We start from the raw sequence: 12705 nt of genomic DNA, 5'->3' as shown, positions 1-12705 counted from the left end.
TCGTGGTGTTGAAGCAGGTCTCATCCTATTCAGCATTCGAGCCGTTTGACCGCGAAGGCCTCTTGGGCGTTTTCGGCCGACTGCTTCGGGGGCGCGCCGATGTCGGCCGGTCCCGAAAGAAGAGCGCGCAGCAGGTCGCAACGTGCTTCTCGACGAATGCTGGAGCAAATGGCGACTGACCGGTCACGGCTTCGACTTCTGCAGCTTGCATGAATATCCGGGTTACGGCGCCGATGAAGAGATAGAGGAGGTGATGGGGATCACCCTCAACATACCGGCCAGCTTTCTGCGCCGACCTTATCAGGCCGGTGATGATCGCAAAGAAAGGCTTGGTTCTATTTTCGACAACCCAGCGAAGCCTGTTCGTTGATCGGTCGCCTTCGTTTGCCATCAACCAGTGGAAGCCGGGATTCGCCGCTGCAAATCTGACGAAATCCTCATGGATCAGCCGAAGCTTGGTTACGTCATCAACGTCGTTCAACCCGGCCATCCGAGCTTGCCATGCGGCCGTGAAATCTGCCCCGACGGTTGTCATTACCGCCTTCCAAAGGTTCTCTTTGTTCTTGAAATGGTAAGTGACCAACGGGTGATGAACGCCTGCCTTCGCCGCGATGACGCGCGTCGAAGTCCCTTCAAAACCCATTTCAGCAAACTCGGAATAGGCGATTTTGAGAATGCGCTCCCGCGTATCGATCGATCGTTGCTGGCGCCGACGCTTCTTGACGAATTTCGAGCTTTGCTCTTTGAAGAGGTTCTCTGCCAAAGTGTATTACTCTCTTGAGTTCGCGTATGTGGATAGTCTTTAGCTATCGCCGACTACGCTGTTACCTGTTGCAATTTCTTTGGTGCGCCGTTTCGTTATCTAATTCCCGTCAGCACCGAATGAATGTAGCCAACAAAGATCTCTGGCGAGGGGAGGGATGGTTCGTACGGTGCGTGAGAGAGCTGCCATGCTTAGCCGATGCGCCGCGACCGAGCACGTGAGGCGGAAGCGAACTCGCGAGCCGATTCGCCCGCCGCTCGAAATTGTTCCACCATTTTGACCAATCGCGGCCCCCATTTCGTTTCGATCGCGCGGCGCGTGAGGATAGCGTCTGAACCAGTCATATTGAATGCCAGAATCTGCTGTCCGTCCTTGTCCAGGAAGGGGACACTCACCGCGTTGGCGCCCGGCTCAAAGGCGCCCTCGGAGATGCAGAAGCCGTGTTCCCAGATATCGGCGATTGCTCTTTTTACGTTCGAGGCTATCTCCGACCTTCTGCTTGGATAGAGCGCCTCCAGCTTTTCAAGCACCTCCGCGCGCTGCGGCGAGTTCATGGCTGAAAGACACGACCAGCCGATCGCGGTAAATGCAACAGGCACCCGAAATCCCACCACCACCCGCTGCGAATCCAGCTGATCACCCATGGCGCATTCAATGAAGACGACGTTGAGGCCGTCCAGGATTCCAAGTCCAACAATCGCTCTCGCCTCCCTGGCAAGCTCTTCCATGAAGGGGCGGGCCCTGGTGTAGATCTGAAGTCGAGCGATCAATGAATAGCTCAACGCCAGGACGCGCGGACCAACCTCATATTTTCCGATGCGGCTTTGATAGTTCAGATAGCCCTCTTCGACCAGTGTCGCAGTGATCCGTGAGACCGTGGGGCGAGGAATTCCGGTTCGCTCGGCTATTTCCGCGTTGCCGAGATAGCGATCTTCAACATTGAAGGCGGCCATGATCTCCAGCACCCGCGCGGCGCGATTAGCGTCCTTCTTTTGCCCTTTGGTTTTGGACGCCCTCTTCTTGACTGGCTTGGCACCAGCTCCTCGCTCCTCGCCCAATCGTTTGCGTCCCAATGCCTTCTCCCGAGCTCTCGCAACCGCAATATATCTGCTGGGATGCCAGCCGGAAATGGCAGCCTCGGCTGATTTTTGATCCGTCCCCTAAACTTTTAACTCAGTAAGCTATTGAAATATCGTTGAAAACGATATTCCTGGGCTGGCGTGTTCGAGCGATTTCGTGGAAAGGTTGCGGGGGGCAGTTGGCTTTCTGTCTGACGACCGAGCTACCACGAGCGTCCGCAAGCACGGCCAACCGCCAATCCAAAGCCGAGGTATGTCGTAGGTAAGGGCATGGCCGACATGCTCCTAAACGTCCTGCTATTGGCGAGCCAAGCGTCCCGGCCCTTGGGTTCCGGCGCAAGCTTTATTGCTCCTCGCGGCATACGCTTAGGTGATGGCTGCTCGCCCAATACGTCAGCGTTCGGGGCGCGCCTACGCAACTCTGCCCGGAGCGCGACCCTGTCACAGCTGCCCGCCGGCTTGCGGAGTAGCGCCCGGCGGCGGGCCGCTCTTGCGAGCGTCGGTACTAAAATTGACCAGATGCAAAATTTTGCGTTGCCCGTCGCCTTTGAACTGGCTTATGCTTAATACGAAAAAGAATTCCATAATTGGAGAGCTGGGCGAGGCGTCCGGCTTCGGAGAGCCAGGGAGTGACACATGCTATCCAGGGAGAACAACGAGCTGATCTGTCGCGTCGGCCGGGGCACTCCCATTGGAGAGCTTCCCTAGCTCCTGCCAGGGATCACGGTGACGACAACGCCCGATGATTACAGCACCATCAATAGCTTCTGGATCCAGCGTTTCGAGTCCGGCAGATGGATACCGATGGGTCACGGAGTACAGGGTGGATAACGTCGCCCTGCTTGCGACCTCCCGAGTCGCGCAACTCAGCCCGGTGCGTCGAGCGCACCGGGCTGCTTTCTCCCTGTAAGCGAATTGGCAATCCCATCTCGCATGTCCCAGTTGTCGGTCAGACAGATTGTAGAAGGAGATTAGTGTGGAGGATCCCGTCACGAGGCTGAAGCGACTCGATTGCTGCGCCGTGTCAGACGCGCTCGACAAGCTGGGCCTCAAAGGTCGCGTCGTGAGTGGACTTCGCGCTGAATCCGTGCCTGCAAAGATAGCCGGGAAGGTCGTTACCTACAGGCTTGTGCCGTTCGATGAAGCCAGGACGCAAGAGGGGCTGCCCAAGCACCTCGGAACGACCGCGATCGAGTTGGCCGCGCCGGGTGACGTGATCGTCGTGGAACAGCGCACGGGAATTGACGCCGGAAGCTGGGGCGGCATCTTGAGCCTCGCAGCGAAGCTTCGAGGTATCGCCGGCGTGGTCGCCGATGGTCCGGTCCGCGATATCGATGAAGCCCGCAATTACAAATTTCCGATCTACTGCAGGTCGCTCACGGCGAAAACGGCGCGCGGACGGGTAGTCGAAGCGGAAGTCAACGGCGCGGTCACAATCGGCGATCTTGTCGTGAATGCCGACGACTACGTTCTGGCTGACTCCAGTGGAGTTGCGTTCATTCCGCGCAGTGAGATTGATCCTGTGCTTTTTGCCGCCGAGATGATCGCGGGTCGCGAGGCGGCCATGGCGAAAGCGTTACTCGACGGTTCCAAGGTCACCGGCGTCATGGGTGCCAACTACGAACACATGTTGCGTAAGGATGGATGAGGGAAAGATTGTGGACATCAACGTAGAGCGTGCCGCGCGACTTGATACGGCGACCCTAAGTGACGCACTAGACCGGCACGGAATCGTCGGGCAATGCTATCAAATCAAGCCGCGGTCGTATGGCTTTCGGATGACAGGCCGCGCCTGGACATTGCTGTACGGCGTAGCGGGATCACCTCCCGGTACGGTCGGCGACTACATTGACGATGTCAAAGCCGGTGAGGTGATCGTTCTCGCCAATAGCGGTCGGGATGACGTCACCGTCTGGGGCGATATCCTGACCGAGATGGCTCATCGTAAGGGTATCGCAGGGACGGTCATCGACGGAATAAATCGCGACGTCGCGCTCTGTCTTGAATTGAACTACCCGATCTATAGCCGAGAGTCCTGGATGCGGACGGGTAAAGATCGCGTGCAGGTCGAAGCGACGCAGACGCCCGTCACGATCGGCCGGGCGCGAGTGTGCCCGGGCGATCTGATACGAGGTGACGCCGATGGCGTTGTCGTCATTCCGAGGGAGCATGAGGAAAGAGTTCTCGCATCCGCCGAAGAGATCCAAAAAGCGGAAGATGCAATTCGCGCCTCCGTCAGGGGTGGTATGAGCCTCCGAGAAGCACGTGAAACTCACCGCTATCATCAATTGCAAACGCGAACGGAGCAGCGCTGATGGCAGGCTCCGATGCTTTTCGAGATTTGGCGACGGTGAGGACCGATCTCGAGCGCCCCGCTCCAGCGCTGCTTCATTCCGCGCGCCAGTTGCCGACATCGACCATTCACGAAGCCGCTGGTCGCATTGGGGCGCTGCCCCCAGCAATCAAGCCGCTCAATGCGGAGTTCCGGATTTGCGGACCGGCCGTCACAGTCCACTCGCCGCCGGGTGACAATTTGTGGCTACATCGCGCGCTCTACCTCGCGCAGCCCGGCGACATTCTCGTTGTCGACGTCGAAGGCGGTTATGAGTTCGGCTATTGGGGCGAGATCATGTCCTGCGGTGCACGCCAACGCCGTCTCGCCGGGCTCGTGATCAATGGCTGTGTTCGTGATGGAGCAACGCTGGCGAGCTCCGAATTTCCGGTCTTCGCTAGAGGATTATGCATGCGCGGAACGGGAAAGGACTACGGCGCGCGCGGCTGGATCAATTACCCGGTCTTGATCGAGGATGTCGTGGTGCGCCCGGGAGACCTCATCGTCGGCGACCACGACGGAGTGGTCGCGATCCCGCGGTCATTAGCCGTCGATGCCGTTGAGAAGGCCGCGACTCGGGAAGCGAAAGAGGCCTCGATCCTGAGACGTCTCGAGCAGGGCGAACGCACACTCGACATCTACAATTTCTGAGACAGGCAGTCGAAAAAGGAACTCCCTATGCCACTGATCATCGACTCGCACGCACATGTTGTCCTGGCGCCCGAGAGCTACAAGTACATGGCCGAACTGGTGTCGAGCCGCGCTAACCCGGCAGCCGCAGCAAAGGTGCCAGACGAAAGCATAAGAGAGGCTGCTCAGACCATCATCGACATCATGGATCGCGTCGGCACCCATATCCAGTTCCTTTCGCCGCGGCCTTATATGCAGATGCATTCCGTCAAACCGGCGAAGGTCAGTGAGCTCTGGACAAGGCATATGAATGACGTGATCCATCGGACCGTCCAGCTGTTTCCAAAGAGATTCCGGGCGGTTGCAGGCCTGCCGCAATATCGCGACACGAGCCCCACGAATTGCCTTTCAGAGCTGGAGTTCCGCGTCAAGGAGCAGGGATTTATTGGCTGCCTTCTTAATCCGGACCCAACCGAAGGCGACGGACTTCCGCCGCCGGGGCTGGGTGATGAATTCTGGTATCCCCTCTACGAGAAGGCCTGCGCGCTCGACATCCCGATGTTGATCCACTCCGCGAGCAGTTGCAACCCTCGCGAGTCGTACACTCTGAAGTTTATCAACGAGGAAAGCATCGCGATCATCTCGTTGCTCGAGTCTCGCGTTTTCGAAAAGTTTCCGACCTTGAAGCTCATCGTTCCCCATGGAGGGGGCGCGATCCCGTATCACATGGGACGCTTCCGCGCCTGGGCCGTTCGACGCGGCGGCGCCACCTTCGACGAGAAGCTGAGGCAATTCCACTTTGACACCTGCACATACGACAAGAATGCGATCGAGCTGCTCGTCAAGACGGTCGGGCCCGACCGGGTCCTGTTCGCGACGGAAAAGCCGGGTACGGGAAGCGCGAAAGACCCGAAGACTGGCCGCGACTTCGACGACCTGAAGCCAGTCATCGAAGAGCTCTCGATCCTGTCAAAGGAAGACCGCGTCAATATTTTCGAGTGCAATTGCACGCGTCTCTATTCCCGATTTAAGGCGGAGTAGGCCGGGGCCAATGGCGAGACGTATTGCTGCGGGAGCAAATATGACGGGAAGCCTGACGAGCACCATCCAACGCGGTCGCGAGCATTCGATCGGCGATATCCTGCGCCCGTCGGCTGCCCGCAAGCCGGACAAGCCGGCGTTGAGCTGCGGCGCTGTGCGCTGGAGCTTTGCAGAGCTCGACGCTATCTGCAACCGGCTGGCTCGCGGTCTGCTCGTCCTCGGGGTCAAGAAGGGCGATCGTCTCGCCATCCTGTCGCGCAACTCGCATAGCTTCCCGGCGTTGCGCTTTGCGGCGGCTCGGTTGGGCGCGGTGCTTGTGCCGATCAACTTCATGCTCAATCCCGACGAGATCAATTTCATCCTGAAGAACTCCGGCGCCAAGCTTCTCGCCGTGGGTCCGGACCTCGTCGAAGCCGCGCGCGCCGCGACCGCCAAAGGATGTGGGGTCGAGACCCTGATCTGGCTGGCCGGTGAGGACGCGGCAACGGCGCCAGTGGGGCTCACCACCTTCGACGAGCTTCTCCACGCCGACTCTTCATTCCCGGATGTCTCCGTGGACAGCCGCGACCTTGCCCAGATCATCTACACTTCGGGCACGGAATCGCTGCCCAAAGGGGCGATGCTAACTCATGAGGCCGTGATGTGGCAGTATACGAGCTGCATCATCGACCTCGGCATGAGTGCAGAGGACACTATGCTGCACGCACTGCCGCTTTTCCACTGCGGCCAGCTCGACGTGTTCTTGGGTCCGCAAATCTATCTCGGCGCCTCCGCCGTCATCACGGGTAAGCCGACTGCGCACAACCTCCTGGCGCTGATTGCCGCCCACAAGATCACCTCCTTTGGTGCACCTCCCACGCTTTGGATCGCGATGCTGCGCTCGCCAGACTTCGACAAGACGGATCTCTCGACGCTGCAGAAGGGTTATTACGGCGCCTCGATCATGCCGGTCGAGGTGCTGCTCGAATTGCATCGCCGCCTGCCGAACGTCAAGTTCTGGGGTCAATACGGCCAAACCGAGATCGCGCCGCTCGCCACCGTCCTGCGCCCGGAGGACCAACTCCGCAAGGCGGGCTCGGCCGGCAAGCCGGTAATCAATGTCGAGACGCGCGTGGTCGACACTGAGATGCAGGATGTAAAGGTGGGCGAGGTAGGCGAAATCGTGCACCGCTCTCCGCAGTTGTTGTCCGGCTATTACAACGATCCCGAAAAGACGGCCGCCGTATTGGCCGGCGGCTGGTTCCATTCCGGTGATCTCGGAACGATCGACGCCGAGGGATACATCTCGGTGGTCGACCGTGTGAAGGACATGATCAAGACCGGCGGGGAGAACGTTGCCAGCCGGGAGGTCGAGGAGATGATCTACAAGATCCCGGCGGTCTCGGAAGTTGCCGTGGCTGGCCTACCCGATCCGCGCTGGATCGAGGCGGTGACGGCGATCATCGTGGTCAAGGCAGGCCAGACGCTCGACGAGGACACCGTGGTCAAGCATTGTGCCGGATCGATGGCGCATTTCAAGGTGCCGAAGCGCGTCGTTTTTGTCGACAGCCTGCCGAAGAATCCATCCGGCAAAATCTTGAAGCGCGAGCTTCGACAACGCTTCAGCGGCGGCGAAACGCGGGACAAGGCGATCCCAGAGCAGGTTCGGAAGTTGAAGGGCTGACCAGCATCTGGATAAGAGCTCATGGCAAACGATCACACCACAACAAGATGGGCCGCGCAGGCGGGTGAAAAGCCGGCACAAGGCGCCTCCGCCGCATCAAGAAACATCGAAGCGATCCTTTTATCCGCCAACATGCGGCCAACCCGTCAGCGTCTCGCGCTCGCCGACTTGTTGTTTCAGCGCGGAGAGCAACACGTGACAGCCGAAATAGTTTTCGAAGAGGCGATGAAGGCCCGTATCCCGGTCTCGCTTGCGACCGTATACAATACTCTAAATCATCTCACGGAGGCCGGTCTCCTGCGCTCCCTGAGCGTCGATGGCTCGAAAACCTATTTCGATACGAATACAACAGCCCATCACCACTTCTATTTTGAGAATACGCACGAGCTCGTTGACATTGCCGACGTAGAAATGTCGCTGGCTTCGATACCGCAAATACCTGAGGGTTACGAAATCGCGCGAATTGATGCGGTCGTCCGCCTTCGCAAGAAGCTCTAGCTCCGAAAGCGTCTTGAGACCCACTTCAAAGACGCAGGTGGGGTGGGTAACGCGCGCAGGCGGGCGCTGGGTCTGGGTCTGGACGACCTCAGATGCGTCCTCCTGTGCACTTGCTAAAACTGTCCGAGTGGACTATATTAAGTGAAATAAGAACGATGAGGGGAGGGTGTCGTGCTCAGAACGATCGTGATCGCATGCGCAATAATCGGTTTGGCCACGACGTTCGCGCGCGCCGACGATCGGCCCGTGAAAATCGGATGGATCATGAGCTACACGGGGCCTGGCGCGGCCGCTGGCGCGATCGCCGATGCTGCGATCGCGGCCTTTCAAAAGCAGAACGGTGTCCTCGTCGCTGGGCGCAAAGTGCAGATCATCCGTCGGGACACGACAGGGCCGGCACCTGATGTCGCTCGCCGCATTGCACAAGAGCTGATTGTCGGCGAGAAGGTCGATTTCCTGGCCGGAATGGATTACACGGCGAACACGATGGCGGTCGCGCCGTTATCGACCTCGGCCAAAGTACCTCTCCTGATTGTCAATTCGGCTACATCCGGGATTCTTGCCAAGCACCCCTACGCGGCGCGCTTTGGGTTCACCACGACCTCTGTAGCGAAAGAGCTCGCGATCTACGCGGCCAAGCAAGGGTTGAAGAACGTCTATACTTTCGTCCATGAGTTTGAGCCGGGTCTGGACGCCGAGGCAATGTTCATTCGCGAGTTCAAGGCTGTCGGAGGCGGCATCGCCGGGTCGGTGCGCGCGCCCATGAAGACAACCGATTACTCTCCCTACATTCAGCGGATCAAGGACGCCAAGCCGGACGCTGTGTTTGTCTTCATGGCGGCCGGTGAGCTTCCCTCCATCTTTCTGCGGCAGTGCAAAGAAGCTGGCCTAGACCAGACGACCAGGATCATCGGCACCGGCGATATCGTCGACGAAGCGAACTTGCCGACTGCCGGTGATGCTGCTCTCGGCGTGGTCACGGCATTCCACTACACGCCAACCCACGACTCGGCGGTGAACCGAGAATTCGCCGCCGTCTACTCGAACGTGGCGCCCGACAAGTCGCTCAATTTCATTGCAGCGACGACCTATGACGTGCTGCACGCAATCTACTTTGCGGTGGAGCAACAGAAGGGCGAGTTGAACCCGGACAAGACGATGGAGACCATCAAGCACCTGAATTTCGAGAGCCCGCGCGGTCCGATAGAGATCGACCCGGACACGCGCGATATCGTGCAGACAATCTATTTTCGGAAAGTCGAGAAGCGTGACGGAAAGCTCGTAAATGTCGAGTTCGCTTCGGTGCCGGGGGTCAAGGATCCCGGCTCGGCCCGCTGACGCACGCTATGCTCGGGCTCATCAATATCCTCCTAGCGGGCATTGCCTACGGGTTCGTTCTGTTTCTCATGGCCGGAGGATTGTCGATCACCCTGGGGCTCATGAACTTTGCTAACATGGCCCACGCGGCATTCGCGATGATTGGAGGATACGCAGCCGCGCTCCTGATCGCCAAGGCAGGCGTTCCTTTCATTCCGGCCGTGATTGGGGCTGCCTTCATCGCCGCTCTTGCAGGAGCGCTGTTCGAACGTGTCCTCTTCCACCGCTTCTATCGAGCGCCGGAGCTCGAACAAGTCCTGATGACGATAGGCGTAGTCTATGTTGCGATCGCTGGCGCGACCTATTTTGTCGGTCCCGAGCAAATGGCGATATCCGTGCCGGCCTGGCTCGAAGGCAATGTCCGACTTGGAGTCATGGACATCAACAGCTACCGCGCCTTCCTGATTCTGGTCGGCCTCGCGCTCCTGGGGGCGGTCGTTGGCCTCATCGAGCACACGACTTTCGGAGCGAAAATTCGCGCGGCTGTCGCCAATCGGCGCATGACCGCTTCCTGCGGCATCGACGTCGACCGGCTCTACGCGGTGGCGTTTACCCTCGGCTCAGCTCTTGCAGGTCTTGGCGGCGCTTTGAGCGTCAAGCTGGTCGGGCTCGATCCCTATTTTCCCATTAAGTTTCTTACTGATTTGCTCATTGTCGTAAGCGTGGGAGGCCTAGGCTCTCTCGGTGGAACATTCCTTGCGGCGATTCTCTTTGGCGTCGTGGATGTGACGGGGAAGTATCTCTTCCCCGAGGCCGGAGGGTTCATCCTTTACGCAGCGGCCCTCATCATTCTGACAGTGCGGCCACAAGGGCTCGCGGGGCGGCAGCTGTGACAGTCGTCGACATCGTCCTCGCGCGACACGCGATCAGGGAGAGGGCGCGCTGGCGTTCTCTCGAAATCGCATTCTGGCTCGCCGCTGCGTGTAGCTACTTCTTGTTTCCCACTCATCTCGTTCTGCTGACGCAGATTATCATCAGCGGCCTGTTCGCCATGTCTCTCGACCTGTTGCTCGGCTACGGAGGCATTCCCTCTTTTGGTCACGCGGCCTTTTTTGGGCTGGGTGCATACACGGCGGGTTTATTGGCAGCGCGCGGCTGGGGCGAGCCTTTGTCCGGATTGCTCGCTGGTGGCGCGGTCGCCGGGGCAACAGGATTGCTCTTCAGCATCGTCATCGCGCGTGTCCACGGAGCTGCGATGCTGATGGTCACGATGTGCGTCGGTCTGCTGGTGTACGAGGCGGCCAGCCGCATGCCTTGGCTGACCGGCGGCGATACCGGTCTTCAGGGAATCGATATGTGGCCCGTGCTGGGACGCTTCGAGTTTGATCTGTTCGGAAAGACAGCGTTCTGGTATGCCTATGCCATTGCCTTTGCGCTCTATCTCGCAGCCAGGTTGTACGTGGGCTCTCCGGAGGGCCTCGCCCTGGAAGCTATGCGCGAGAATCCGGCTCGAATTGCCTCGCTTGCCATATCCTCTGCGAAACGCAAGATGGTCGCCTTCACGGTTTCGGCCACCTTGGCTGGGTTTGCCGGTGCGCTTCTCGCCCAGACCACGCAGATCGTGGCGTTGGAGACACTCAGCTTCGAACGCTCCGTTTCCACGTTGATCATGCTGGTGGTGGGTGGTTTGGGTTCGCTGATCGGTGGATTCCTGGGAGCGGCGCTGTTTGTGTGGTTGCGCGATATCCTGTCGGCGCTCAGTCCGGTCTACTGGATGTTCTGGCTCGGCTTGATCTTGATAGGCATGATGCTATCCGCGCAAGGTGGGCTGGTCGGCGGGGTAAGCATGCTGTCCAAGCGAATACGAGCTCTGACAAGGTCCCCAAGATGAATGGACCCGCGCTCCATACGACCGATCTGAATAAGTCGTTTGGCGGCCTGACGGTCACCAATTGCGTGAACTTCTGCTTGGGCCGCGGCGCCAGGCATGCATTGATTGGGCCAAACGGTGCAGGGAAGAGTTCGTTCGTTCATCTGCTCACCGGCTTACTCCAGCCGAGCCGCGGTCAGATCTTCCTTAACGGCGCGAGAATCGATCGATTGCCGACCGAGGACCGGATTGCCCTTGGACTGGGAAGGACGTTCCAGGTCAATGCCCTATTTCCTCGCCTCACACCCCTGGAATCACTTGTGCTCGCAGTATCCCGCCGATCGGGGCTACTTGGACAACCTCTCAGAGCGTTGTCCCGGTGCTCGCATGTTGTGGACGAGGCTCACGAGATTGCCACAAGGACGGGGCTTGCGGATGTCTGTCTAAAGCCAACTCGCGAGCTTCCCTACGGGCGGCAGCGCCTGCTGGAGATCGCGCTTGCGCTTTCTGGAAAGCCCTCCGTGCTGTTGCTTGACGAGCCGGCGGCGGGCGTGCCGGCCTCGGAGAGCTATGAGGTCATGGAGGCCATCGAAGCGCTCCCCGATGACGTTTCCATCCTGTTCATCGAGCACGACATGGAGCTCGTATTTCGGTTTGCCGAACGGATCACGGTCCTGGTCGCCGGATCGATCCTTTGCGAAGGCCCTCCGGATGAGATAGCGCGCGATCCCGACGTTCAGCGGGTTTACCTCGGGGCCAAGGCTCATGGCTGACTGCCTGCTTGAAATACGCGGGCTTTCGGTCGGCTACGGCGACGGTATTGTCCTGAGCGACCTTTCTCTATCCCTTGAGCGGGGAAGATCTCTGGCTGTGCTTGGTCGCAATGGAGTCGGCAAGAGCACTCTGATGCTGGCCATCGCGGGCCATCTGGTTCCCAGATCCGGCACTGTTCTTCTGGACGGCCAGTCACTGGACCAGGCCCCGCCATTTCAACGGTGCCGGCGCGGCATAGGCTGGGTGCCGCAGGGACGGGATGTATTTGCTCCACTCACAGTCGAAGAGAATCTGCTCATTGCAGCGAGGAAGGGCCCTTGGACCATGCGCCGCGTCCATGAGCTCTTTCCACGGCTGCTGGAACGGCGTCGAAATTACGCGGGCCAATTATCCGGAGGCGAGCAGCAAATGCTGGCGATCGCGCGGGCGCTGATGACAAATCCGGCGGTCTTGCTGCTCGACGAACCGCTGGAGGGCCTCGCGCCGGTGGTGGCGCAGGATGTGGCGCGCTGCATCACAGAAGTGGTGGAGAAGGAGGGAATGTCAGCCATCCTCGTGGAGCAGCACGCGGGCTTTGCACTCGAACTTGCACACGAGGCCTTGATCATCGAACGTGGTAGGGTGGTACGCAGCGGAACGAGTGCGCAGATCGCGGCGGACCGCGACGCGCTCGAGCTGCACGTCGGCATTCGCAAGGCGACCAGCCGAAAAGCGAGCTAAAGCCGCGCTCCGAAATCC

13 protein-coding genes are annotated in these 12705 nt (G+C 59.4%); 11 read left to right on the top strand and 2 right to left on the bottom strand.

What is annotated here, in order from left to right; genetic code table 11:
* Nucleotides 1-25: 25 nt before the first annotated feature.
* Together A3M7_RS43850 and A3M7_RS0108510 are read right to left on the bottom strand one after the other, a co-directional pair.
* A complete protein-coding gene (locus A3M7_RS43850; protein ID WP_049823277.1) occupies nucleotides 26-763 on the bottom strand; it encodes a TetR/AcrR family transcriptional regulator in 738 nt (245 codons plus the stop codon).
* 191 nt (nucleotides 764-954) lie between these two features.
* A complete protein-coding gene (locus A3M7_RS0108510) occupies nucleotides 955-1836 on the bottom strand; it encodes an IclR family transcriptional regulator (protein ID WP_156936838.1) in 882 nt (293 codons plus the stop codon).
* A gap of 982 nt (nucleotides 1837-2818) precedes the next feature.
* Here A3M7_RS0108510 and A3M7_RS0108505 point away from each other — a divergent pair.
* The 11 genes from A3M7_RS0108505 to A3M7_RS0108455 all read left to right on the top strand — a co-directional run bounded on the left by A3M7_RS0108505 (nucleotide 2819) and on the right by A3M7_RS0108455 (nucleotide 12687).
* Entirely contained in the window at nucleotides 2819-3490 is a 672-nt protein-coding gene (locus A3M7_RS0108505) for an RraA family protein (RefSeq protein WP_198033724.1), read from the top strand.
* A gap of 10 nt (nucleotides 3491-3500) precedes the next feature.
* Nucleotides 3501-4157 (top strand): RraA family protein, encoded by a 657-nt coding sequence (locus A3M7_RS0108500; RefSeq protein WP_198033723.1) that lies wholly within the window; start codon nucleotides 3501-3503, stop codon nucleotides 4155-4157.
* On the top strand, nucleotides 4157-4825 hold the full coding sequence (locus A3M7_RS0108495; RefSeq protein ID WP_027543540.1) for a 4-carboxy-4-hydroxy-2-oxoadipate aldolase/oxaloacetate decarboxylase: 669 nt from the start codon (nucleotides 4157-4159) through the stop codon (nucleotides 4823-4825). The genes A3M7_RS0108500 and A3M7_RS0108495 overlap by 1 nt, the downstream gene beginning before the upstream one ends.
* Before the next feature lie 27 nt (nucleotides 4826-4852).
* Nucleotides 4853-5845: an amidohydrolase family protein gene (locus tag A3M7_RS0108490; protein WP_198033722.1), complete on the top strand. Its 993-nt coding sequence runs from the start codon at nucleotides 4853-4855 to the stop codon at nucleotides 5843-5845.
* Nucleotides 5846-5885: 40 nt separating this feature from the next.
* Entirely contained in the window at nucleotides 5886-7508 is a 1623-nt protein-coding gene (locus tag A3M7_RS0108485) for an acyl-CoA synthetase (RefSeq protein WP_027543538.1), read from the top strand.
* A 21-nt stretch (nucleotides 7509-7529) separates the two neighbouring features.
* Nucleotides 7530-8006, top strand: coding sequence for a Fur family transcriptional regulator Irr (gene irr / locus A3M7_RS0108480; protein WP_084301876.1), 477 nt, complete (start codon nucleotides 7530-7532; stop codon nucleotides 8004-8006).
* 171 nt (nucleotides 8007-8177) lie between these two features.
* Nucleotides 8178-9344, top strand: a complete 1167-nt coding sequence (locus A3M7_RS0108475) for an ABC transporter substrate-binding protein (protein ID WP_027543536.1) — start codon at nucleotides 8178-8180, stop codon at nucleotides 9342-9344.
* Nucleotides 9345-9352: 8 nt separating this feature from the next.
* Nucleotides 9353-10216, top strand: a complete 864-nt coding sequence (locus A3M7_RS0108470; protein WP_027543535.1) for a branched-chain amino acid ABC transporter permease — start codon at nucleotides 9353-9355, stop codon at nucleotides 10214-10216.
* A complete protein-coding gene (locus A3M7_RS43845; protein ID WP_063629426.1) occupies nucleotides 10213-11214 on the top strand; it encodes a branched-chain amino acid ABC transporter permease in 1002 nt (333 codons plus the stop codon). The genes A3M7_RS0108470 and A3M7_RS43845 overlap by 4 nt, the downstream gene beginning before the upstream one ends.
* Nucleotides 11211-11966 carry an ABC transporter ATP-binding protein gene (locus A3M7_RS0108460; protein WP_027543534.1) on the top strand — a complete coding sequence of 252 codons (756 nt, stop codon included), beginning with the start codon at nucleotides 11211-11213 and terminating at the stop codon, nucleotides 11964-11966. The genes A3M7_RS43845 and A3M7_RS0108460 overlap by 4 nt, the downstream gene beginning before the upstream one ends.
* The gene (locus A3M7_RS0108455) at nucleotides 11959-12687 is read left to right on the top strand and encodes an ABC transporter ATP-binding protein (protein ID WP_027543533.1); all 729 of its coding nucleotides are present in this window, start codon (nucleotides 11959-11961) and stop codon (nucleotides 12685-12687) included. Before A3M7_RS0108460 ends, A3M7_RS0108455 begins: the two co-directional genes overlap by 8 nt.
* The last annotated feature ends 18 nt before the right edge of the window (nucleotides 12688-12705 follow it).

The organism is Bradyrhizobium sp. WSM2254, assembly GCF_000472645.1.
GTDB lineage: Bacteria > Pseudomonadota > Alphaproteobacteria > Rhizobiales > Xanthobacteraceae > Bradyrhizobium > Bradyrhizobium niftali.
Note: the sequence above shows the minus strand (reverse complement) of the source record. Positions and strands in the feature narration are given on the sequence as shown.